General features: G+C 60.3%; 21 protein-coding genes and 2 pseudogenes. 11 read left to right on the top strand and 12 right to left on the bottom strand.

What is annotated here, in order from left to right; translation table 11 throughout:
- Nucleotides 1-91: 91 nt before the first annotated feature.
- The gene (locus SYN63AY4M2_RS14415; protein WP_346426060.1) at nucleotides 92-307 is read right to left on the bottom strand and encodes a hypothetical protein; all 216 of its coding nucleotides are present in this window, start codon (nucleotides 305-307) and stop codon (nucleotides 92-94) included.
- Nucleotides 308-661: 354 nt separating this feature from the next.
- Between SYN63AY4M2_RS14415 and SYN63AY4M2_RS00275 the strand changes: the two are divergent.
- Together SYN63AY4M2_RS00275 and SYN63AY4M2_RS00270 are read left to right on the top strand one after the other, a co-directional pair.
- Nucleotides 662-793 (top strand): annotated as a pseudogene (locus SYN63AY4M2_RS00275) (IS200/IS605 family transposase); the annotation flags it as partial.
- 291 nt (nucleotides 794-1,084) lie between these two features.
- Nucleotides 1,085-2,635 carry a TolC family protein gene (locus SYN63AY4M2_RS00270; RefSeq protein WP_099812091.1) on the top strand — a complete coding sequence of 517 codons (1,551 nt, stop codon included), beginning with the start codon at nucleotides 1,085-1,087 and terminating at the stop codon, nucleotides 2,633-2,635.
- Between the two features lie 242 nt (nucleotides 2,636-2,877).
- Here the strand turns inward: SYN63AY4M2_RS00270 and rpsD are convergent, their stop codons facing one another.
- From rpsD to SYN63AY4M2_RS00255, 3 genes are all read right to left on the bottom strand, one after another.
- Entirely contained in the window at nucleotides 2,878-3,489 is a 612-nt protein-coding gene (rpsD, locus tag SYN63AY4M2_RS00265; RefSeq protein WP_011430362.1) for a 30S ribosomal protein S4, read from the bottom strand.
- 164 nt (nucleotides 3,490-3,653) lie between these two features.
- A complete protein-coding gene (gmd, locus tag SYN63AY4M2_RS00260; RefSeq protein WP_011430363.1) occupies nucleotides 3,654-4,790 on the bottom strand; it encodes a GDP-mannose 4,6-dehydratase in 1,137 nt (378 codons plus the stop codon).
- Between the two features lie 146 nt (nucleotides 4,791-4,936).
- Nucleotides 4,937-6,298: a nicotinate phosphoribosyltransferase gene (locus SYN63AY4M2_RS00255; protein WP_011430364.1), complete on the bottom strand. Its 1,362-nt coding sequence runs from the start codon at nucleotides 6,296-6,298 to the stop codon at nucleotides 4,937-4,939.
- Nucleotides 6,299-6,450: 152 nt separating this feature from the next.
- On the opposite strand from SYN63AY4M2_RS00255, the gene SYN63AY4M2_RS00250 reads away from it, so the two are divergent.
- Entirely contained in the window at nucleotides 6,451-7,527 is a 1,077-nt protein-coding gene (locus SYN63AY4M2_RS00250) for an isochorismatase (RefSeq protein ID WP_099812090.1), read from the top strand.
- A gap of 53 nt (nucleotides 7,528-7,580) precedes the next feature.
- Nucleotides 7,581-8,840, top strand: coding sequence for an ATP phosphoribosyltransferase regulatory subunit (locus SYN63AY4M2_RS00245; protein ID WP_240530457.1), 1,260 nt, complete (start codon nucleotides 7,581-7,583; stop codon nucleotides 8,838-8,840).
- Here the strand turns inward: SYN63AY4M2_RS00245 and gyrB are convergent.
- From gyrB to SYN63AY4M2_RS00230, 3 genes are all read right to left on the bottom strand, one after another.
- Complete coding sequence (gene gyrB / locus SYN63AY4M2_RS00240) at nucleotides 8,791-10,719, bottom strand: DNA topoisomerase (ATP-hydrolyzing) subunit B (RefSeq protein ID WP_011430367.1); 1,929 nt, start codon at nucleotides 10,717-10,719, stop codon at nucleotides 8,791-8,793. The genes SYN63AY4M2_RS00245 and gyrB overlap by 50 nt on opposite strands.
- Before the next feature lie 181 nt (nucleotides 10,720-10,900).
- On the bottom strand, nucleotides 10,901-11,461 hold the full coding sequence (gene rimM, locus SYN63AY4M2_RS00235) for a ribosome maturation factor RimM (protein WP_011430368.1): 561 nt from the start codon (nucleotides 11,459-11,461) through the stop codon (nucleotides 10,901-10,903).
- Between the two features lie 11 nt (nucleotides 11,462-11,472).
- Nucleotides 11,473-12,441 (bottom strand): SPFH domain-containing protein, encoded by a 969-nt coding sequence (locus SYN63AY4M2_RS00230; RefSeq protein WP_011430369.1) that lies wholly within the window; start codon nucleotides 12,439-12,441, stop codon nucleotides 11,473-11,475.
- Nucleotides 12,442-12,645: 204 nt separating this feature from the next.
- On the opposite strand from SYN63AY4M2_RS00230, the gene SYN63AY4M2_RS00225 reads away from it, so the two are divergent.
- The 3 genes from SYN63AY4M2_RS00225 (at nucleotide 12,646) to SYN63AY4M2_RS00215 (ending at nucleotide 15,544) form a co-directional block, all read left to right on the top strand.
- Complete coding sequence (locus tag SYN63AY4M2_RS00225; RefSeq protein ID WP_011430371.1) at nucleotides 12,646-13,638, top strand: NAD(P)/FAD-dependent oxidoreductase; 993 nt, start codon at nucleotides 12,646-12,648, stop codon at nucleotides 13,636-13,638.
- Between the two features lie 79 nt (nucleotides 13,639-13,717).
- Nucleotides 13,718-14,806, top strand: a complete 1,089-nt coding sequence (locus tag SYN63AY4M2_RS00220; RefSeq protein WP_099887460.1) for a polysaccharide deacetylase family protein — start codon at nucleotides 13,718-13,720, stop codon at nucleotides 14,804-14,806.
- A 120-nt stretch (nucleotides 14,807-14,926) separates the two neighbouring features.
- Complete coding sequence (locus SYN63AY4M2_RS00215) at nucleotides 14,927-15,544, top strand: hypothetical protein (RefSeq protein WP_228375208.1); 618 nt, start codon at nucleotides 14,927-14,929, stop codon at nucleotides 15,542-15,544.
- A 278-nt stretch (nucleotides 15,545-15,822) separates the two neighbouring features.
- Here the strand turns inward: SYN63AY4M2_RS00215 and SYN63AY4M2_RS00210 are convergent, their stop codons facing one another.
- The gene (locus SYN63AY4M2_RS00210; protein WP_240530456.1) at nucleotides 15,823-16,707 is read right to left on the bottom strand and encodes a M23 family metallopeptidase; all 885 of its coding nucleotides are present in this window, start codon (nucleotides 16,705-16,707) and stop codon (nucleotides 15,823-15,825) included.
- A gap of 244 nt (nucleotides 16,708-16,951) precedes the next feature.
- Here SYN63AY4M2_RS00210 and SYN63AY4M2_RS00205 point away from each other — a divergent pair, with 244 nt between their 5' ends.
- Nucleotides 16,952-17,836, top strand: a complete 885-nt coding sequence (locus SYN63AY4M2_RS00205; protein WP_228375211.1) for a carotenoid biosynthesis protein — start codon at nucleotides 16,952-16,954, stop codon at nucleotides 17,834-17,836.
- Between the two features lie 5 nt (nucleotides 17,837-17,841).
- On the opposite strand, the gene lspA is transcribed toward SYN63AY4M2_RS00205, so the two are convergent.
- The 3 genes from lspA to cysC all read right to left on the bottom strand — a co-directional run bounded on the left by lspA (nucleotide 17,842) and on the right by cysC (nucleotide 19,382).
- Nucleotides 17,842-18,312: a signal peptidase II gene (gene lspA / locus SYN63AY4M2_RS00200; protein WP_011430376.1), complete on the bottom strand. Its 471-nt coding sequence runs from the start codon at nucleotides 18,310-18,312 to the stop codon at nucleotides 17,842-17,844.
- Nucleotides 18,313-18,549: 237 nt separating this feature from the next.
- The gene (locus SYN63AY4M2_RS00195; protein WP_011430377.1) at nucleotides 18,550-18,774 is read right to left on the bottom strand and encodes a hypothetical protein; all 225 of its coding nucleotides are present in this window, start codon (nucleotides 18,772-18,774) and stop codon (nucleotides 18,550-18,552) included.
- 77 nt (nucleotides 18,775-18,851) lie between these two features.
- Nucleotides 18,852-19,382 carry an adenylyl-sulfate kinase gene (gene cysC / locus SYN63AY4M2_RS00190; protein WP_011430378.1) on the bottom strand — a complete coding sequence of 177 codons (531 nt, stop codon included), beginning with the start codon at nucleotides 19,380-19,382 and terminating at the stop codon, nucleotides 18,852-18,854.
- Nucleotides 19,383-19,472: 90 nt separating this feature from the next.
- Between cysC and SYN63AY4M2_RS00185 the strand changes: the two genes are divergently transcribed.
- Nucleotides 19,473-20,729, top strand: coding sequence for an aspartate aminotransferase family protein (locus SYN63AY4M2_RS00185; protein WP_099887116.1), 1,257 nt, complete (start codon nucleotides 19,473-19,475; stop codon nucleotides 20,727-20,729).
- On the opposite strand, the gene SYN63AY4M2_RS00180 is transcribed toward SYN63AY4M2_RS00185, so the two are convergent.
- A complete protein-coding gene (locus SYN63AY4M2_RS00180) occupies nucleotides 20,726-21,010 on the bottom strand; it encodes a hypothetical protein (protein WP_240527364.1) in 285 nt (94 codons plus the stop codon). The genes SYN63AY4M2_RS00185 and SYN63AY4M2_RS00180 overlap by 4 nt on opposite strands.
- Nucleotides 21,011-21,290: 280 nt before the next feature.
- Between SYN63AY4M2_RS00180 and SYN63AY4M2_RS00175 the strand changes: the two genes are divergently transcribed.
- On the top strand, nucleotides 21,291-22,118 hold the full coding sequence (locus SYN63AY4M2_RS00175; RefSeq protein WP_228375212.1) for a creatininase family protein: 828 nt from the start codon (nucleotides 21,291-21,293) through the stop codon (nucleotides 22,116-22,118).
- A gap of 126 nt (nucleotides 22,119-22,244) precedes the next feature.
- Nucleotides 22,245-22,543 (top strand): annotated as a pseudogene (locus SYN63AY4M2_RS00170) (Uma2 family endonuclease); the annotation flags it as partial.

Here is a 22,543-nt window from a genome sequence, read left to right as displayed (position 1 = left end):
GAAAACAAAGTTTTGGTTATTGACCTTCCCTAAACCGCATTCTTTGTTCCAACCAAAGACTATTCTCCCAATTGAGTGGTGCAAACAGAAGTCAATGATCTTGCCCGCAGCTTTGTGGATTGCATTCTCCGGTTTCCGTAATTCGACGAAGCTTTTGCAACCAAAACCCCCGCAGCTTGTGAGTCTTGAGCCTAGCCAGCTCCTTGTTGTACCCCTGGTTAAAGGACTTGACTTTGCGGCCACCAATGATGAAGCTATGTCCTAAGTTGCTAACGCACGTAAGCCAGTTGTTGACTCCGTGGTCAATTGCTAGAGCTTTTCTCGGATCCAGCGATTTGGGCTGGGCAGGCTTGGCATAGACCCACTCCAGCTACAGACTTACAGGTCTGTTGCGCGGCGGAAACATACATTGCGATGAAGTGCTTGTTTTGGGTTCTCGCCATCTCAGCGCAAAGCTCACCATAGCTTGCCCATCGCTTCGTTTTGAAATAGACTTGTCTCGCATAGTACAAAGCACAGTTGTACACCTTATTAGACTGTTGACACAAGTACTTTGGTAGGGGGACTAGCTTCCTGTTCCTGACTCGAACCTGCTGACAGCCGTACTCCATCATTGTTGGCAAGCGGCATGACAACCGCAGTCTGACATGGGCAAGCGATAATGCGAGAGGAAAGTCAACGGTACAATCACTACAACCATGGTGTGGGGCTAGCGGTTGTTTATCTCATTTTTTGGCCAAAGAGAAGGAAAAAGGTCTTGGTAGGAGAAGTCAGGAAGAGGTTGTTTGAGCTATGAAACTATATCAACGACCCCCATCATGGGTAAGCGACCAAAGTCGCTAGCGGGCTTTTCCGGCGCGCACTCAAGTGCGGGGCTACCAAGCTATCCTTTTGTGTCTCGAGACCTGTTGGGGCTGGTAAAGAGGGGCCCTGATGGCGCAGAAGATTTTCCTGCGGGCTGTCTGAAGGTTCGGCTTCCTGCCACCGGCCCAAACAGAGCGGCAATCAAGCCTGTGGAAAACCGTCTTATCTTCGTCCCTTCCTTTGCGATACTGCTAGAGGTGATGTTGAGAGTGATAACGCGATGGCGATGCAGCATCTAGCCAGGGGCCAGCTTCGACGTCCTCAACGACAGCCAAGCTCGGCGGGATCCCGGTCGTCCCTTAGCCGGTTTGCCCCCTGCGGCCTCCTGTTCAGCCTGCTCTGGGCTGTGCCTGCCTTTGCCCAAGAAACGAAAGCGCCTGATCCTGCCGCCTTAGTTCTCCCAGATAGCCGAGCCATCCGCACCCCCAACCTGCCTCCCACCCTGTCGATCCCGCCCGAGGCCCGCCCTGCCACTCCTGCCCCGGTCTCGCAGGGGGCTGCTAGGGCCGAAGAACTGGTGGTGCCTCAATCCCCTTTGGAGGTGCGCATCGAGCGGACGGAGGGCTTGTCCTTACAAGAAGCCCTGGAGATTGCTGTTGCCCAAAACCCAGCGGTGCAGCAGGCAAGGCTGGCTGTAGAACGGGCTGAGGCTGGGGTTGCCCTGGCGCAGGCAGCTTTTGCCCCCACCCTCTCCACTCGAGCCAGTTACCAATACAGCGAACCTCCCTCGCCTGGTGGCAGGCCAAGCCGCGAAGTTCACACTCTCTCAGCTAGCGTGGTGCGGGTGGACTACACCGCTTTCGACAACGGGATCAGAGAACAAAACCTAAGACTGGCCCAAGAAGCTCTGCGCGTCGCCCAACTGCAACTGGAGCAAACCCTGCAGACAGTGAAACAAGCTGTGGCCAACGCCTACTACGATCTGCAGAGCGCCGATGCCCGAGTGGCCATCAGCCAGGCTGCCGTTGCAAGTTCTGAAGCCACCCTGCGGGATGCCCAAGCCCGAGAGCGGGCTGGGGTGGGTACCCGCTTCGAGATTCTCCAGGCGGAGACCGAATTGGCCAACAATCGACAAACCCTACTGGTGGCCCAAAACACCCAACAACTGAGCCGCCGCCGCCTGGCCGAGCTGCTGAACTTTCCCAGTCCCACTGATGTGCTGGCCAGGGATCCCATCGAGCCTGTGGGAGAGTGGGACCTGAGCCTAGAAGAGACTATTGTTGCCGCTTTTGCCCAAAGGCAAGAGCTGGAGCGCCAACGCCGAGAGTTGGAACAAGCCCAAGCTCGTGTGCGCCTGGCGCAAGCCAGCAACGGTCCCCAGATTGGTTTGTTCGCCACCCTCGATGCGGTTAACGATTTCAAGGCCAGCCGCGACAGCTTCGATATCGGCTACTCGGTCGGCGCCAATTTCAGTTTGACTTGGCTGGACGGGGGTAAGGCGGCCGCCCAGGCTCGCCAAGCCGAGATCGACGGGCAGGTGGCCGTAAACAATTTCATCGGCAGCCGTAACGAAATCCGGCGCAGTGTGGAAGAGGCTTTCCTCACGCTCAGCTCCAGCCGCGAACAGATCGACTCAGCCAAGGTAGCGATTGCCTCGGCAGAGGAGAGCCTGCGCCTGGCGCGGCTGCGCCTTCAGGCCGGGGTGGGCACGCAAACAGAGGTGATCAACGCCGAAACTGCCCTCACCACCGTCCGTGGCAACCTCTCCAATGCTGTAATCGCCTACAACCGCGCCCTGGTACAACTGCAGCGGGCCGTCGGCAGGCTTTGATCTCTGCTCGGTTCTTTCTCCCTCACCCCCAACCCCTCTCCCTCTGGGAGAGGGGAGCTAGGGCAGCTCGTTCGCGACAGCGTTGCGTAGTAATAAGGATGTGGAGAAACGTTTCGAAATAGCCATGGTGCCAAGTACCGCTGGCGCCAGCAGAAGAAACGCGACGAACTGAGAAAAATCGCCCCCTCTGGGCTTAGCCCCTGAGGTTTCCTCACGATCCGCAATGACGGCAAAAGAGAGGCCTAGAGTTTACGGGAATAGAACTCGACAACCAGCAGCTCGTTCACTGGTGCGCAGATCTGCTCTCGGGGAGGCAGTTCTTTGATACGCCCGCGCAGCTTCTCTTTGTCAAATTCCAGGTAATCGGGCAGGAACAGCCCCGGATACTCAGCGTAGGCGGCCACCAATTTGCGAGAAGACTCCTTGTTCCTTACCGTGATCACATCCCCAACTTTGCAGCCATAGCTGGGGATGGTGACTTTGCGGCCGTTGACTTCGATGTGGCCGTGGCTTACCAACTGCCGAGCCGCCGGAATGGTTGGAGCCATGCCGAGGCGAAAGACGATGCAATCCAGCCGCATCTCCAGCATCTGCAGCAAGGCTAGCCCGGTGGATCCCTTGGAGCGCCGCGCCTTGCGCATGTAGCGGAGCATCTGGCGCTCGCTCACCCCGTAGTTGAGGCGCACCTTCTGCTTCTCTTCTAGGCGGATGGCATACTCGGATTTTTTCTTGCGCTCGGCCCCGTGCATACCAGGTGGATTGGTATTTTTGGGGCGCTTGCGCGTCAAACCGGGCAGATCAAGTCCCCCGAAGCGACGAATGATCTTGAGGCGGGGACCTGTGTAGCGGGACATGCGGGCGTTTCTCCGAAATCGGCAAAGATACTCAGCAGAAGAGCACAGGCGAAAACATTGGCCGTGCGCCAAAAGAATTGGCGATCTCCTATATTAAGGTCTTAGCCCGGCCTTTAAGCAAGGGGTGAGAGCCGTTTTTTAGCTGACTTTGGGGAGCGGTGCCATTAGTCGTAGCGAACCCCCAGTTGGGTGCGGATGAAGGCGCGATCCTCGCTCAGCAGGCCGTTGAGGGTGCGCCGCTCCCCCAGGATGGGATCCGGGTCCAAGCCGATGGCCTCCAGATCCGCCAGCACCATCAGCTCCACCAGTTGGGCAAAGGTCACCTTGGGCTGCCACCCCAGTACCCGCTTGGCCTTGGAGGCGTCCCCCAAGAGCAGATCCACCTCCGTGGGGCGGTAGTAGCGGGGATCGATCTCGATCAGCACGCGATCTTTGTAGAGTCCCTGTTCTTCCAGTCCGGATCCCCGCCAGGTAATGGGCATGCCCACCAAAGCAAAAGCGCGTTCGGCAAACTCCCGCACGCTGTGGGTTTCGCCAGTAGCCAGCACGTAGTCGTCCGGCTGGGGTTGTTGCAGCATCATCCACATCCCCTCGACGTAGTCCTTGGCGTAGCCCCAGTCCCGCTTGGCATCCAGGTTGCCCAGGTAGAGCTTGTCCTGCTTGCCGGCCACGATGCGGCTGACGGCGCGGGTGATCTTGCGGGTAACAAAGGTTTCTCCTCGCCGTGGGCTCTCGTGGTTGAACAAAATGCCGTTGCAGGCAAAGAGGTTGTAGGCTTCGCGGTAGTTGACTGTTTGCCAGTAGGCGTACACCTTGGCGCAGGCGTAGGGGCTGCGGGGGTAGAAGGGGGTGGTCTCCTTTTGCGGGATCTCCTGCACCAGGCCGAACATCTCCGAGGATCCCGCCTGGTAAAACTTCACCCGGATCCCCGTGCGCTGCTGGTAGTCGCGGATGGCCTCCAGGAGGCGTAGGGTGCCCATAGCCACCGCATCGACGGTGTATTCTGGCGCCTCAAAGCTGACCCGCACGTGGGATTGGGCCCCCAGGTTATACACCTCCGTCGGCTGCACCTGTTCCAGGATCTTGCGCAGGGTGGTGCCATCGGTGAGATCCCCATAGTGGAGAAACAGCCGGGCGTTGGGATCGTGGGCATCCACATAGATGTGGTCGATGCGGTCGGTATTGAAGGTGCTGGCGCGGCGGACAATGCCGTGGACTTCATAGTTTTTTTGCAACAGCAGCTCGGCCAGGTAAGAGCCATCCTGGCCGGTGATGCCGGTAATTAAGGCACGTTGGGTCATAGAGCTGGAGGCGAAAACAAGCACTTGTAAGACTTCAGCCAGAGCGGGGACTTCAGCGCCTTGCCAAGCACAAACTCGCAAAGCTGAAACCCCAAAGCCAGAATATTATAGAGCAGCGGGAACCCCTTCTCTGGGGTTCTGCTTGCTTAGGAAGAGCCCAGGTGACGATCCTTAACCTGCTGCAGGGCAGGGGTCAGGGCCATAGGCCAGGGAGCCGGCTGGCGCAGTTGCCGCACTGCCTGGGGCAGGCGCAGGACCGAGGCACGGCTGGTGCGGGCAATCGCCTCCAGATCCGGCAGGGGCTCCAACAGCACACCCTTGCGCAGGATCGGGCGCAGCAGCGGCTGGTAGCCAGGGGGCGGGCTCTCGTCGGCCTGGCCGAGCAAGTCCCCTGTGGGACCGCGGAAGATCTGCTTGCGCCCCGGCAGGGTGGCTTTGGCAAAGGAGGCCTTGGCCACTGGGATCCCGTTAATCTCCACCAATTTGTACACTCCGTTCACGCCCTCGCCGGTCACCAGCCGCGTCCCCACTCCATAGCCGCTGATAGGGGCTTGGGAGCGGTGCAGCCGTTCGATCTCGTACTCGTCCAAATCGCCGCTGACAAAGACCGGCGCCCCCTGGGGCAGGATGGCCTTGACCTGGTGGGAGAGGGCCTCCAGGTCCCCGGAGTCGATGCGCACGCCGCCGATCTCGCCTTGGGATCCCAGTTGATCCGGATGGGTGGCTGCAAAGAGCTGGGCCGCTGTGCGCGCTCCCTGGATGGGATCGTAGGTATCGATGAGCAGAACCGCCTGGGGAAAGTAGCGCCGGAAGGCTTGAAAAGCGCGGGTCTCATCGCCGGAGAGGGCGGCAATGGCCATCACCAGAGAATGGGCCATCGTGCCTGCCGGCTTGCGCCCCAGCTTGAGAGCTGCCAAGACGTTGGAGGTGGCGTTGAACCCCGCCGCCAGCGCTGCCCGCGCTGCCCACAGGCCCGCCTGGGGGCTAAAGGCTCGCCGCGTGCCGAACTCCAACAAAATGGCCTCATCCCCGGCAGCATCCCGCATGCGGGCCGCCTTGGTGGCAATCAGGGTTTGGTAGTTGAAGGTGGTCAGCAAGTAGGTTTCCACCAGTTGCGCCTGCCACAGAGGAGCCTCTACCCGCAGCAGCGGCTCGTTGGCGAAAACGGCCGTTCCTTCCGGCACTGCCCACACATCCCCCTCGAAGCGGCAGCTAGCCAGCAGCTCCCAGAAGCGTTGCGGTGCCTCGGCAAAAATGCCCGTCTCCCGCAGCGCCTGCAAGGCTTGCGGCGGAAAGTGCAACTGCTGCAGGTATTCCACCGCTTGGGCCAGCCCCATGGCGATGAGGTAGCCATAGTCGCTAGGCAAGCGCCGCACAAACAGCTCAAAGGCCGCCGGCTGATTCTCCAGCCCCTCCCCCACATAGCAGGCAGCCATTGTGAACTGGTAGAGATCCGTCAACAGGCCGTAGTCCTGGGGCTGCAGGGAGGAGAAGTCTGAATTCACCATGGAAACCTCAAGGGACAAGCCGCTGAAAAGCTAGGGGAGCGGGCAAAGAAGTCCTTGCCAAAGTTGGAGCTACTATGGTAACAGGTTTGGCCTGCCAGGGATCCCGGCGAGGTGGCCCCAGCGATAAGAGCTTGACTGCACTCTAAAAAGCCATGAACACCACTGTCCAGGGAGTAACGACTCAAGCTCCGCCGACACTTCCCTTGCCTGTTCATTTTGATCCCGAGCGGGTGGGGGAGATTTGGCGGGTGCCCTACCAACAGCGGGCCCTAGAGGCGGAGCAGTGGGCCCAAGAGCACCGCATCCCATCGGCAGAATCCGACCAGGTGCGGGTAGGCTTGTTGCTCATCGATGTGCAAAATACCTTCTGCATTCCTGGCTTTGAGCTGTTTGTGGGTGGTTCTAGCGGCCTGGGGGCGGTGGAGGATAACCGGCGTCTGTGTCAATTTATCTACCGCCACCTCGCCCACATCACCCAGATCGTGGCTACCCTGGACACCCACACCGCCATGCAGATCTTCCACCCCATCTTCTGGGTGGACGCCCAGGGATCCCATCCCGAGCCAGCTACAGCCATTTCTGCCGCCGAGATCCGCTCCGGGCGCTGGCGGGTCAACCCCGCGGTGGCCGCCAACCTCACCCAAGGGGATCTGACGCGGCTGCAGGTCTACGCCCTCCACTATGCCGAGCAATTGGAGAAAGGGGGGAAATATCCTCTCATTGTCTGGCCCTACCATTCCATGCTAGGTGGGATTGGCCATGCCCTGGTGCCGGCGGTGGAGGAAGCGATCTTCTTCCACACCATTGCCCGCTGCAGCCAGCCCAGCTTGCAGCTCAAGGGGGCCAACCCCCTGACGGAAAACTACTCCGCCCTCAGCCCGGAAGTCTTGACCGGCCCGGAAGGGGATCCCATCGACGAGAAAAATGAATCCCTTATCGGCCACCTACTGGAATTCGATGCCCTGATCGTGGCTGGCCAAGCCAAAAGCCACTGCGTCGCCTGGACGGTAAGCGACCTGCTGCAGGAGATCCAGTCCAGGGATCCCGCCCTGGCCAAGAAGATTTACCTTCTGGAAGATTGCACCTCGCCGGTGGTGATCCCCGGCGTAGTCGATTTTAGCGAGCAGGCGGAGGCGGCCTTTGCCCGCTTTGCCGCCGCGGGGATGCACCGGGTGCGCTCCACCGATCCCCTCTGGACGTGGCCTGGCTTTCCGTGGCGGAAGACTTGATCTCCTCTACCCCAGTGCTAGGATGCGGCAGGACAGGCTGTGGGAGTTTGCCTGTGGACGATCGTCCTGGCGGTGCAGATTTGCTTTGGGAAACCAGTTCCCTGCGCCCTCCCACTGGCGCCCGCGACTTTTTGCCGCGGGAAGTCCAGCGGCGGGAAAGGCTAGAGGCGCAGCTAACCCAGGTTTTTCGCCGTTACGGCTACCAACGTATCATCACGCCCACCCTGGAACCGCTAGAGACGCTACTGGCTGGGGGATCCATCCGCGCCGAGGCAGTGCTGCAGTTGCGGGACGGGGAAGGGACAATGCTGGGGTTGCGCCCGGAATTCACCGCTTCCATCGTGCGGGCAGCAGCCACGCGTCTGGCCAGCGGGCCCCTGCCGCTGCGGCTTTACTACCACGGCAACGTGTTCCGCAATAGCCGGCGGGAGGAGGGCTCCTACAGCAGCCAGGAGTTTTTCCAGTCAGGGGTGGAGCTCATCGGCGCGGGCGGATGGCTAGCCGACGCTGAGATCTTGCTGCTTTTAGCCGATTGCGTGCGCGCTGTTGGCCTCAGCAACTGGACATTGCTGTTGGGAGATGTGAGCCTGACTGAGAGCCTGCTTAACTCTGTTACTCCCAAGGCCCAGGCGGCGGTGCGCCGTGCCATTGCCCAGCTTGACTACGTTTACCTAGAAGCGGCTCCGCTGCCAGAGGCGGCCCGCCAGATTGGCCTGCAGATTCTGGGATTGCGTGGCCAGCCGGAACAGGTTCTACCTCAGCTGGCCCAGCTTCCTGTGTCGCCGGAGCGGCTGCGAGATCTGCGGCAGTTGTGCCAGATTCTGGAAGCCCAGCAAGTGCGGGTGGTGTTGGATCTGAGCTTGCTGCAAACCTTGGCCTACTACACCGGCATTGTCTTCCAAGCAGTGGTGGGGGGAGAAATCATCGCCTTAGGCGGGCGCTACGACCGGCTCTATGCCCTCTATAGCCCACAGCAACTGGAGCAGCCAGGGATCGGCTTTACCCTCCTGCCGGATACCCTGCTGCGGCTTTTGCCCCCCACTCCCCAGGACGAGGCAACGGGGTGCAAGCGGTTGGTGGTGCCACTGGTGCCGGCAGGGATCCCGGCGGCGCTGGCCTTGGCCGCCCGCTGGCGCGAGTCAGAGGCGGTGGAGCTGGAGTTGCTGGATCGGACGCCCGAAGAGATCGAGGCCTACGCCCGCCAGTGCCGGATCCCCGAGATTGCCTGGGTGCAGGCCGATGGCAGCTACCACATCTCCCCCGTCAAATATCCAGAGCCGCCAGATCCAACTGGGCACTGTGGGCCTCGATGAACTCCCGACGCGGCCCGACGGCATCCCCCATCAGGATGGTGAAAATGCGATCGGCTTCGGCTGCGTCTTCGATGGTGATCTGCTTGAGGACGCGCGTTGCCGGGTTCATGGTGGTTTCCCAAAGCTGCTCCGGCATCATTTCCCCCAAGCCCTTGAAGCGCTGGATGGTGTACTTGGTGTTGGCCGGCAGGCTGCGCAGGACTTGCTCTTTCTCGGCCTCGTTGTAGCAGTAGCGCACGTTGTTGCGGCCCCACTCGATCTTGTAAAGCGGCGGACAGGCAATGTAGACGTAGCCCTGCTCCAAAAGCGCCTTCTGATAGCGGTAAAAGAAGGTGAGCAGCAGGGTGCGGATGTGGCTGCCGTCCACGTCGGCGTCGGTCATGAGGATGATGCGGTGGTAGCGCAGTTGGCTGGGATCGAACTCCTCGCCCTTGACCCCCAGGCCCAGCGCTGTGATCATGGCCTGAATCTCGGCGTTTTTGTAGATCTTGGCGGGATCCGCCTTCTCGATGTTGAGGATCTTGCCCCGCAAAGGCAGCACCGCCTGAAACTGGCGATCCCGTCCCTGCTTGGCGCTGCCCCCTGCCGAGTCGCCCTCCACCAAGTACACCTCCGACTCCGCCGGATCCCGGCAACTGCAGTCGGCCAGTTTCCCCGGCAGGGTGGAAGATTCCAGGGCAGACTTACGGCGCACCAGCTCCCGGGCCCGACGGGCCGCCTCGGCCGCGTTGAAGGACTGGATGGCCTTCTCGACGATCCCCCTGGCCACGTTGGGGTTGAACTCTAGGTATTCTGTAAGGGCTTCCGAGACAAGGGTCTGGACAATGCCCCGCACCTCGGTGTTGCCCAGCTTGGTTTTGGTCTGCCCCTCAAACTCAGGGTTGGGCACCTTGACTGCAAGGATGGCGGTCAGCCCCTCCCGCACATTTTCTCCCGCCAGGTTGCTGTCGGAGTCCTTGAGTTTGTTGAGCTTGCGGGCTTGGCTGTTGATGGTGAGGGTAAGGGCGGTCTTCAATCCCTCCAAGTGGGTGCCCCCCTCAGTGGTGCGGATGTTGTTGGCAAAGCCAATCAAGGTATCGGTGTAGACATCCGCGCACCACTGCAATGCCGCTTCTACCTCGACGCCATCCCGCTCCCCGCGCACATAGATAATATCGGGGTGGATGGGGGTTTTTTCGTGGTTGATGAAGGCCACATATTCCTTAATGCCGCCGGCAAATTGATAGACTTCGCGGTGAGGCGGATCCCGCCGCAGATCGCTGAAGATGATTTTCAAGCCGGCATTGAGGTAGGCCAGCTCGCGCAAGCGGGCCGCCAACAGGCTGTAGTCAAACTCCCGCTCCGGGAAGATGAGCTCATCCGGCTTAAAGCGCACCTCCGTGCCCCGCCGCTGGGCACCGGCAGGCTGCGGCTCGGACTGAAGGGATCCCACCACCGCCCCTCGCTCGAAGCGCTGGAAGTAAACCTTGCCCTCCCGCCAGACTCTGGCCTCCAACCACTCGGAGAGGGCATTCACCACCGATACCCCAACGCCGTGCAGCCCCCCGGAGACCTTGTAGCCGCCGCCGCCGAATTTGCCGCCAGCGTGCAACACAGTCATGACCGTCACCAGCGCCGACTGCCCGGTCTTGGGGTGGATGTCTACCGGGATGCCGCGGCCATTGTCCAGCACCGATACCGAGCCATCGGGGTGGAGAGTAACCTCAATTTCGTTGCAGTAGCCAGCCAGAGCTTCATCGACGGAGTTGTCCACCACCTCGTACACCAGGTGGTGCAATCCCTTCGGCCCAGTGGAGCCAATGTACATGCCAGGCCGCCTGCGCACAGCCTCCAAGCCTTCCAAAACTTGGATCTGCTCTGCACCGTAGTTCTCCGTCATTCGTAACTCCAATCCCGAAGAGAGATCCCGGCCCCCGCCGACCTAAACCCAGAGAAATTGACGCCAGAAGCCAGAGATAATCCAAATGCCAAAAACCTGCCCCCATAATAGCACAAAAGGCTAAAACGGCCACACAGCCGCTTCTGAGGGCAAACTTTGGCAGGGGATGCAGGGATGGAGATCAGTTTCTTGCCCGATCCTGGCCGAGAAAGCTCTCCACCAATCCCGGTGGCGGCTGCACCTGCAGCTCACCTTTTTCCAAATCCACAACCGGCACCAGAGCCTTCACAAAGGGGATCAACACCTGCCGCTTGTCGGGGGTGGCGATCTCCAGCACATCTTGGCCAGCGGCCCAGATGGCCGAGACATGCCCCAGCAGCCGCCCTTGATGGTAAACGGCCAGGCCGATGAGATCGGAGTAGTGGTACTCCTCCGGCTCGAGGGGCAGGCGCTGGGAAGCCGGCACCAACACCTTAGCTCCCACCCAAGCCTCTGCCGCCGTCCGATCGGGAATTCCTTCCAGCCGCACCAGGTATAGGCCCTTGGCGGGAAAAAACTGCCCCTCGATCAAAGGATGCAACAGAGGCTCCGGATCGCTATCCCGCTGCAGCCAGCGCGGCCCTGGCTCGGTAAGGCGCTCCGGAAAATCCGACCAGCACTTAACCCGCAGCCAGCCCCGCAGTCCATGAGCAGCCACCACCTGCCCCACCAGCAGCCAAGCGGTATCCCTTGAAGCTACCATAGCTGTCGCTGCTAGTCGAGCTGAGGAAAGTTCACCTCGGTCGGGAAAGCCGTGGAGCTGCCCAACTTTTGGGAAGCCCCGGAAGCGCGGGATCCCTGTTCTCCCTTGGCCACATCCACCATAGAGAGCAACCCTTGCAGGGTAGCGGGGATGGAATTGGGATCCATAAAGATCACCTTCGAGCTGGGGCTACTGCCCACCTTGAGACCCATATCGATGTAGTTTTGCGCCATCAAGTATTGCAGCGCGTTGGCTGCCTCTGGGTTTTCCTGCAAAGTGGCGGCAATGGTTTTGATGGCCTCAGCCGTGCCCTCGGCTAGGAGCAGCCGCTCGCGCTTCTCAGCTTCTGCTCGCAACAACTGCGCCTTGGCAGCCCCCGCCGCTTGGTTGATGCTGGCCTGCTGCTCCCCCTCGGATTTGAGAATGGCCGCTCGCTTCTCCCGCTCGGCAGCCATCTGCTTTTCCATCGAGTCCTGCACGGTTTTGGAGGGCTGAATATCTCGAACTTCCACGCGGGTGATCTTGATCCCCCAGGGATCGGTGGCCTCGTCCAGTTCTGTCAAAAGGCGGGCGTTGATCTCGGCGCGGGAGGAGAAGGTCTGATCTAGATCCATGCGGCCAATTTCGGCCCGCAGGGCCGTCAGCACCAAGTTCACCAAAGCCCGCTGTACATCCTCTACTGCATAGCGAGCCTTGATCATATCCGTAATGCGCCAATAGACCACCGCATCCGCCATCAAAGAAACGTTGTCGCTGGTGATGCACTGCTGCGGCGGCACGTCCAACACCTTCTCGCGAATGGTTTCCTGGAACACAATCCTGTCGATGGGAGGAAAAATGACGTGCAGCCCGGGTGTTAGCTTGCGGTGAAACCGGCCCAGACGTTCTACCAGCGCCTCATAGCCCTGGCTGATGATCTTGACGGAGTTAAACAGGTAACCGAGGAAGATCAGGGCGATTGCCGCTAAGATGCCTGGCATAAGACGTCTCTCCTGAGTGGAAGCTTTGCCTCTTATCTTAGACGATTGTTCTCTGGGCTTGTCGGCCTTGACCTCGAGGCCCCTGAAGGCGGAGACTCTTTCTGGCTTTTTCCTAAAATTTTAAGGTTTGATGTCTTGACCCATACCTCATTGACCGGTGGGGGCAACCGGAAAGACTGAAAAGCACCTAAAGGGAGTCTGTCTATGAAACTAAACAGCAAGAACCTAGAAGTTGGCTTGAACAAAACCTACGACGTCATTGTCGCCGGTGGCGGCGCAGGGGGGCTGTCGGCGGCAATCTATCTGGCTCGCTATGGCTTGAGTTGTCTGGTGGTGGAAAAAGGCAAAGGCCGATCTTTTTGGATGCAGGATCTGCGCAATTATCTGGGCCTGCCGCCAAACACGCCAGGACGAGAGCTGTTGCGACAGGGAAGGGAGCACGCCCTCAGCTTGGGGGTGGACTATCTATGGGGCTATGTGGAAAATGTGAAGGATGAGGGAGACCTTTTTGCCGTCAAGGTCAAGGTGGGAAAAGTCAACAGCCTCTACCCCGTTTTTCGCAGCAAGTATTTGATCGCGGCAACAGGCATCATCGATCATCTGCCGCAATTGCCGGACATGCAAAATGTTTACGACTATGCCGGCTATTCATTGCATGTCTGTATGATTTGCGATGGCTACGAAATGCGGGATCAAAAGGCAGTTTTAATCGTCGGCTCAGAGGCTCAAATCAACACTGCCTTTGTCCTCAACTGGTTTACGCCTTATATCTCGGTGTTGACTCACGGCCTCTGCTCGGTCGGCCCTGAAATGCGCCAAAAACTGGCCGAGCACGGCTATCCCCTTTACGAATCTCCCATCCGCCGCTTTCTGGGCGAGAACCACCAGATGCGCGGTGTAGAGCTCGCGGATGGCACCTACATCGAGGCAACTACCGGCCTGGTGGCCATGGGAGCCAAGTACCACAACGACTATTTGAAAGGGATCCCCAACTTGCAGTGGCAGGGCGAAAACCTCGTGACCGACGAGTGGTGCCGCACCACCCATCCGCGGCTGTTCGCGGTAGGAGATTTGAAGCAAGGCCTCAATCAGGTGGCGATTGCGGTTGCTGACGGAGCGCTGGCGGCCACAGCCATTTGGCGGGACATCCGCCGAGCCTCCCCTGCTCGTCAATGGGAAGAGCGCCTGCGCTCTTAGTTTGGGCTCATTCCGCCCTCTTGAGGGAGCTGGGATGGCCCTTTGCCCTATGATTGTTGCGAAGCCCCGAGAAACTCCCATGCGTTCTCTGAAAGCGGCGATCTTTTTTTTGGTTTTCCTATTGGTGGGGCTGCAGTACTGCGCGGTGGAGGCCCAGTCTTTTTTTGATCTAAAGCTGACTCTAACCTCAGAATACGATCCTGTTCTCCCGATCGAGAGCGTTCGGGTTGTGCGCGGCAGCCCTCCCCAAGACCTGCTGGTTTACCTATCGGCTCCTTCTGCTGCCTGGGTTTACCAAGAGCGGGTAAATGGGCATTACTTGATCGATATTCCCTATGCGGTGATTACGCCCTCGACCGCTGTTGAGGTTCCTAGGGAGCTGCCCTACCGGCTGAGCTGGGGCAACCGAGACGAACAGACTGGGCGCCTGCTGATCACCCCTGCACCTGCCCAGGTAGAGGTCTTTTTGCAGCATGGCTGGACAGCGGATCCCACTTTGCTCGATCCGCTGGAAAATAGCCGGCCTTTGCAACTGCCTTTGGAAGAGGCGCTCGGGCCTTTGTTGGAAGTGCCACCTCGCTCTGCCTTTCTCACCATTGACGATGGACCTTGGCCGCAGTCCACCCCTCGCCTTTTAGAGGTTTTGGATCAGCTACAGATTCCGGCCACCTTCTTTCTCATCGGCAATCACGTTTCTCGCTTTCCAGAGTTGGCCAAAGCCATTCAAACCCACGACCACACTATAGCCAACCACACGTTTACTCACGACTATCGACGCCTCTATAGCAGCGACGAGATATTCTATGCCGAGGTGGATCAGACAACCCAACTGCTCAAGACGTTGGGCTTGGATCCCCAACTGGTGGTTCGCCCACCGGGCGGTTTTCGCTTAGACTCTGCTTTGCGTCGCGCTTTGGAACAGGCAGGGTATCAGGTTCTCTACTGGAACCTTAGTCCTGAGGATGCCTATGCCGGCCAAACAGTAGACCAGCTTTTGCAGCGGGTTCGATCCCAGTTGTCGGTGATGAAAGCCTCTGAACAACCCCTGGTTTTGCTGCTGCACGACCGCTGGCCCCATACTGCAGAAGCTTTGCCGGAGATCGTTGCTGCCGTTGAAGAGGCGGGCTATCGCTTTTTGCCCTGGCCCACTTCTAGAGATTCTGCTTGAGGGAACTGCCAACTGTCTCTTAAGCAAAACCGGGCAATCTCTTAAAATCTTAGGGTCGAGGAGTGGGGAAGTATGCGAAAGCCCTTGGATTTCTGGGGTCGGATAAGTTGGGGAGCAGCCTTGGCTCTGGCGCTACCCCTTGCTGTTAACTCTGCCCACCCCCAGCCGCTGCTTCCGCTGTTGCCGGCTGTTTCTGAGGGAGGCACCGCGCGCGAGGGAGTAGTTGCCCTCTTTCGTCAATCCATCTGGTGGGAGTTCATCCGCGGCAATCGCGGCCAAAACCTGCGCCTGTTTGCGGCCAGCCTCACCGCTTCCGATCGGCAGGATGTGGTGGCCGTGTTTGAAATCCAGCGGCAGCCGACAGTGGAGCCGGTGGTGCGCGTTCTCAGCTTCGCCCATCAGGGAGGATACGATTTTCGCCTGCTCCATGCGGCTGAGCCGATCCCCGGACGGCTGGTGGAGGCGCACCTGCGCACCGACATTACCTCCAGCGCCCAGCCCAAGCTGGTACTGCTCACCGAGCGAGGGGGAATCAGCCTGCTGCGGTCTGTCTTGATCTTGGAACACCAGCCGGAGGGGTTTGTGCCGCTGCTGAGCGTAACCGATTTAAGCAATGCCAGCTTGCGGGTCAGCTCCCAAGGGCTCCTGGTCATCTCCAGCGTGCCGGGATCCAACCGCGACTCGCGCGCCACCCTCTACCAGTGGGAGGGAGATGGCTTTGTCCGCCGCGATCTGTAACATCCCAAGTCTTCCGATTGGCGACGAGACAATAGACCGCTGGGATTCGTTCCAAATTGCCACAAAGCAGTCCCTTGCAACTCCCCTCTCCCACTGGGAGAGGGGTCTGTAACATCCCAAGTCTTCCGATTGGCGACGAGACAATAGACCGCTGGGATTCGTTCCAAATTGCCACAAAGCAGTCCCTTGCAACTCCCCTCTCCCACTGGGAGAGGGGTCGGGGGTGAGGGGAGACTCCCACTGGGAGAGGGGTCGGGGCTGCGGGAAATGTCTCTAGTCTATTGAGGAGGGCCAGAGAGCTGTTGAGCCTGCCAGCAGGCGCCTAGGCTGGGCGCTTGGCCCACCTGCCAGAGAAACAGGCTTTCGGCTCCCAGGGGATGCAGGCTCCAGGGATCCAGGCCAGGCCCAAACCAGCCGTAGGGATCGACAGGGGCGGGCTGGCCGGAATTGGTTTGGTCAAAGCGGCGCACCTCAAAGTGGAGATGGGGCCCGCTGGCACAGCCGCTTTCCCCTGACAGGCCAATCACCTCCCCAGCTGCCACCCTCTGCCCCTCGTGTACCCGGATTTGGCTGAGGTGGGCGTAGAGGGTTTCCAAGCCAGCTGGCTCGTGCAGAATGCGCACCCGCAACCCCCTGACCGGGCGACCCAAGGCAGGGCAGAAAAACGCTGGCTCCGGACGCGCTACGGTAACCCGTCCTGGGGCGGCGGCCAGGATGGGGGTGCCCACCGGCATGGCCCAGTCATAGCCGGCATGGCCATCGCTTTTGCCGCAGGGGTGCAGCGGGCCAGGGATCCAGACTTGGCCTTGCCCACTGACAAACCGTCCGTTGCCATCCTCCTCCCCCAAGGGCAAGTCGTGGTCGAAGAGGTTGGTGACGGGAAATTCCCCGACAAAGGGCTTGTGCAAAAACGGCCACTGGGGCGGCGGCGGATCCCCATTAGAAGAGCGATGGCTCTCCAGCGCCAACCGATAGTGCTCCAGATCCTGACGCTGGGCGGGATCTGGGGACCGCTGCAGCAGAAGATCCACCAGGCGCAAGGCCTGAGCCCAGTCCCGGCGCTCCACAGCCCGCCTCAACTGAGCGTACACTCCCCTCAGGGATCCCTCTGACCAAGAGGAGCTCTGCGGAAAACCAGGCAGGATGTTTACGAATTGATACAATAGGCAGAAAAATATCAGCAGGCCTACCCTGGTCAGGCCAGGCAGTTTGCTTTGGCCATCCGCTTTTCTCCTCAGCCGCTGCTCAAGCGGTGGGGTAGCGAGGCGGCTCTGATCAACCACCCTACGGGAGCTTCTCATGCGTTGGCTGTTCTCCTCGTTATCCTCTGGTGTCCTTGTTAGCCTGCCTTTCCGGTTTTCTGATAGGCGAGGTGTTCTCCTTGGGTTTGGGTCAATCTGGCAGCGGTTGGAGGCTTTGGCGCTGGGCTTGCACATTCTCTCCTTGCTCTTCGGGCTGGTGGGCCTACTGTGGGTAGTACCGCATCCCGAGTGGGTGGCCAGTTTACCCCCCATTGGTCTGCAGGCCTTCTCTTGGAGCATGGGCAATGGCGGCGTGGCCTACATGGTGTCTGGAGCCCTGGCGGCGGCTTTGATGGGATCCCGGCTGTTGGGGGTGCGGCGCCTGTTGATGTTTTTGATCCCGGCGGTGGGCATTTCCTTGGCCAGCGAGCTGCTGGGCACCAGCACTGGGATCCCTTTTGGCGACTACGGCTACCTGAGCGGGCTGGGCTACAAGATCGCCGGACTGGTTCCCTTCACGATCCCTTTGTCTTGGTTTTACGTGGGGCTGTCGTCCTACCTGTTGGCGCGGGTGGCGTTGCAAGCGGGGCGCCATTGGCTGATCCACTGCGAGGCCATCCTGTTGGGGGCGCTGCTGCTCACCGCCTGGGACTTCGTGCTGGATCCGGCCATGACCCGCGGCCTGATCCCCTTTTGGACGTGGTTCCAGCCGGGGCCCTTTTTCGGCATGCCTCTGCAAAACTTCGGCGGTTGGATGCTCACCGGAGCTGCCTTTATGACCGCGGCCAACCTCCTTTGGGGGAAAGATCAGCCGGTCTTGAACCGCCGCCAGTTGCTGGGGCCGCTGCTGCTCTATGTAGCCAATTTTGCCTTTGCCCTGCTGATGAGCGTAGGATCCGGCATTGTCGCGCCAGCAGGGCTGGGGCTCTTGCTGGGATTGGGGCCAGCTGTGGGGTTGTGGTGGAGCGCTCCGCCGGATCCTGAGGCTCCCTCGCAGCCTGAGTTGGCCGCGCAAGAAGCTGGGGATCGCCAGTGGGCGGGGGCGAAGTAGGTCGCCTAGGGTCTCGGCGCCGTTTTTTTCGGGCTGCCCTGCCACAGGCCAACCAACAAGCAGGCCACCCCCACGTTGATGGCCACGTCCGCCACGTTAAAGACGGGGAAGCCAATCCAGACGAAGTTGAAAAAATCCACCACATAGCCGTTGAGAAAGCGGTCGATGCCGTTCCCCATCGCTCCTGCCCAGACCAAGCCGTAGCCCACCTGTTCCCAACGGCCCAGGCTGCTGCCGCGAATCGCCAGCAGCGCCAGCGCCACCGCTACCCCCAGCGAGACCCACTTGAGGAACTCTGCCGAATCGGCAAATAGGCTCCAAGCGGCGCCGGTATTTTCCACATAGGTAAGGTGAAACACCCCTGGCCACAGCTCGATTTCCGGCCCCGGCAGCAGCCGCTCCACCGCCCAGCGCTTGCTCGCCTGATCCAGGAGCAACCCCAGGATCCCGGCCAGCCAAAAGCCCGTGTTTTTCATGCTTTTTCACCTCACTACGTCCACCGGCAAGAGCGCTCAGAGGAGCACTTTTCCCATCCTGACATCCTCTCTTCTTTTGTGAGCGGCAAACCGCAGGAGCAAGGTTGGGGAGGGTGGAATAGAAAGCCAGGGAGCCTCAGGCCAGCAATTGTCTGCCTGGAGGGCAAAACAAAGAAAAGCGTCCGGCTAGCTGAGCCGGACGGGGATCCTACAGTCTAGAGGAGAGGAAAAGAGCAGCTACCGCCCCCGCTGCTCCAGGGATCGGCGCAACTCGCTGGCCATCTGTATAAACTCTTGCGGATTGCCCGCCTTGCCGTAGGAGGAGCGATCTTGAACCTTTTTGCCGCTACCTTGGCGGGTGCGGGTGTTGATCAGAGAGCTGGCCATTTCCAGAAACTTGGCAGGGTTCCCTTCGCTGCTGCCCCGCATCACAAAGGTTCGTCCGGCACGAGTCACTGCCATAGCTACCTTGATTCTCAGAAACGAAATGCTTGTTCACATCTTCCCACAAGGATCCCAAACCCGCCAGGCCCAGCGCCCTATTGGAGATAGCCGTGGCTTCTCAGGCTTTGCATCACCAAGTCGATACATTCAGAGATGCTTTGCTCGGCGGTTTTGCAGACCACCTCTGGATATTCTGGCGGCTCGTAGGGGTCGTCGATGCCGGTGAAGTGCCGGATGAGGCCTGCCCGCGCTTTGCGGTAGAGGCCTTTCACATCGCGCTGTTCACAAACTTCCAGGGGGGCGTCCACAAAGACTTCGATGAAGTTGCCGATCTGCTGCCGCACCTCCTGCCGGGTGGCGCGATAGGGGGAGATGGCCGACACCAGCACGATCACCCCGTGGCGGGTCAGCATCTCTGCCACAAAGCCGATGCGACGAACGTTCTCATCCCGATCCGCCCTGCTGAAGCCCAGTTCCTTGCTGAGGTGTTGCCGCACCAGGTCTCCATCGAGCACTTCCACCGGCAACCCCAAAGCCTGTAACTGCTGGGCGACACCGCAGCTCAGGGTGGTTTTGCCCGCGCCGCTGAGCCCCGTAAACCAGACCGTTACCCCCCGCCGCCCCATGGGTGTAGATCCCTTCTCCTTGGGCTTTGCCAGAATATCATCCCCCGCCCAGAGTGATACACTCGAGACATTGTCCATTCTCCCTCTGCCATGCCGCCGCTAAGCGCTTCTCTTGTCGACTTGGGCTCCGGGACAACCGCCGAGCTGTTCGACCGGCATGTGATGTCCACCTACGCTCGCTATCCTTTGACCCTGGTGCGGGGGGAAGGCTGCCGGGTTTGGGACGAAGAAGGGCGCGAGTACCTGGATTTTGTGGCTGGCATTGCCACCTGCACGCTGGGCCATGCCCACCCCGCTTGGATCCAGGCGCTGACTCAGCAAGCGCAACAGTTGCACCATGTTTCCAACCTCTACTACAACCGGCCTCAGGCGCAACTGGCCCAATGGCTGACCCAGCACTCCTGTGCCGATAAGGTTTTTTTCTGCAACTCAGGGGCAGAGGCCAACGAAGGCGCCATCAAGCTGGCCCGCAAATATGCCCATACGGTGCGCGGGATCCAAGCTCCGGTGATCCTCACCGCCCAGGCTAGCTTTCATGGACGCACCCTGGCTGCCCTCACCGCTACCGGCCAGCCGAAATACCAAAAAGACTTTGCCCCGCTGGTGCCCGGCTTCGACTACGTTCCCTACAACGATATCGAGGGTACGGCGGCAGTGCTGGAGCGTTGGGGCGAGCGGGTGTGTGCCGTGCTGCTGGAGCCGCTGCAGGGAGAAGGAGGGGTTGTGCCCGGGGATCCCGCCTACTTTCAGTGGCTGCGCCGGGTCTGTAGCGAGCGGGGCATCTTGCTGATGTTGGACGAGGTACAGGTGGGGCTGGGCCGCACCGGCAGGCTCTGGGGCTACTGCAACCTGGGGATAGAGCCGGATGTGTTTACCCTGGCCAAGGGCCTGGCGGGCGGGATCCCAATTGGCGCCCTCCTGGCCAAAGACTTTTGCGCCGTGTTCCAGCCGGGGGATCACGCCAGCACCTTCGGCGGCAACCCCCTGGCCTGTGCGGTTGGCCTGGCGGTCTGCCACACCCTGATGGTCGAGAGCCTGGTTTGGAATGCCCAGCAGACAGGAGCCCATCTGCGCCAGGGTCTATCTCGCTTGGCCAAGCAGTTCCCGCAGCTTGTGCAGGAGGTGCGCGGCTGGGGCCTGATCCAGGGCCTGGTGATGCGGATCCCGGCGGCTGAGGTGGTCAGGGCGGCCCTGGAGCGAGGGCTGTTGCTGGTGCCGGCGGGATCCCAGGTGGTGCGCTTGGTGCCCCCCTTGATCGTCACGCCTGCGGAAATTGACGAGGCGCTGGCGCGGCTGGAATCGGCTCTGCAGAGCTTGGCCCTTGGCAATAGCGGGACGGAGTCCTAGCCCTGGCAGACCTGCTGCAAAAAGGCTTGCAGCCGCTGGCGGGCCTCCTGGGGCAGGGGATCCCCGGCCTGCTCCAGCAGCGGCAGCACCTCCTCGGCGTAGGCCGGGACAAAGCCGGCAGCCGGCCAGAGCAAATCCGAGGTGGATCGCAGGTTCCAAACTTGGGATCCCTGCTTGAGCAACAGGGGTCGCACCCAAAGCAGAGCTGGGGATCCCGCCTCAAGATTGTGAAGAGAAACCTGAATCAGCTCCACGTAGAGGGTGGCCTGCGACCCCGGCAAGGCTAGGATGGGGCGGGGTGAGGTGAGGACACTCCCTACTTCCGTCCTCCCAGCAGGCAGAGGACGTCCCCTAATGGGGAGATCCTCACCAGAGCCACATTGAGCGGGCAGACAGGGCCACAGGGTCATGGAACGGCTGGCTTCCGCTTAGGAAAGTTGAGACCAACTACACCTGATCTTAAGGGATGCCTTCTCAGGTTCTGCGAGGGGATCCCAGATTGCCCATGGTGCTAGTCTTGCAGGCAAGGCTCCTCCAAATTCCTGGAAACCGGATCCCGCCATGATGCACACCTTTATCCCGCCCCACCGTTTCTTTCCCTACCTGACCTGGACGGAGATCCAGGCCATGCCCGACAAAGAGAACGTAGTCATCATCCAGCCGGTGGCCTCAATCGAGCAGCACGGTCCCCATTTGCCCCTGGTGGTAGATGCCTGCATCGGCACGGCAATCATCGGGCGGGCCATGGAAAAACTAGAGCCGGAGATCCCGGCCTATGTCCTGCCCACCCAGTGCTACGGCAAGGCCAACGAGCACTGGCATTTCCCCGGCACCATCACCCTCTCGGCGCAAACCCTGATGGCGGTGTTGACCGAAGTGGCCGAAAGCATTTACCGGGCTGGGTTTCGCAAGCTGGTGTTCCTCAACTCCCACGGCGGCCAGCCCGAGGTGCTGCAGATTGTGGCCCGCGACCTGCACCAGAAGTACGAAGATTTCCTGCTCTTCCCGGTGTCCGTCTGGCGCGTTCCCCACCAAGGCCAGGAGCTGATGACCGCAAAAGAGCAGGAATTGGGCATTCACGCCGGAGACGGCGAGACCAGCATGTTGATGTACCTGTTGCCCGAGACGGTGCGCACCGACCGCTTGGTCTGCGAGTACCCCTCGGATCTGCCGCAAGATAGCTTGCTCAGCCTGGAAGGGCGGATCTCGTTTGCCTGGACAACCCGCGACCTCAGCCGGAGCGGCGTCCTGGGGGATGCCACCGCCGCCACGCCCGAAAAAGGCAAGCTCCTGGTCGAGTCGATGGCCGACGGCTGGGTGCGGCTGATCCGAGATCTGCACAAGTTCCAACAGCCCCAGGCCTGGCGCAAAGCCCCGCTGTCGGTCTAGGGATCCCGGCAGGTTTCCTGACCTTTTGAGGCTTCTGGCCGGCCCTAGCCTGCTTCTCTGGAGCGGGAGGAGCGACTTCTCGAGGGCTGATGATAGGCTTGAGGGAAACCCCCTGAGGGAAGAGCGATGGTTCTTGCCTCAAAGCCAGCCACCCCCCCTGTCCTTGAGCGGCACGACGCCACTTGGCAGGACTATGTGGCCATTCGCAGCCATCCTGACCTGGAGTGGCAAAAACTCTCCTTTCATCGGGGTTGGTTGTGGGTCAACATGGGCAAAGAAGGGCCAGAGCACGCCTCCGTCAGCGATTTCATCACCATCATTTTCGGGTTTTGGGCCTTTTTGCACCCGGATGTGCCGCTGCAGTCCTATGGTCGCTGTCTGATTGAGTACCCAGAAACCCACGCCTGCGCCCCTGACCTAGTGCT

Origin of the sequence: Synechococcus sp. 63AY4M2, from assembly GCF_002760475.1 — a bacterium.
Taxonomy (GTDB): domain Bacteria; phylum Cyanobacteriota; class Cyanobacteriia; order Thermostichales; family Thermostichaceae; genus Thermostichus.
Note: the sequence above shows the minus strand (reverse complement) of the source record. Positions and strands in the feature narration are given on the sequence as shown.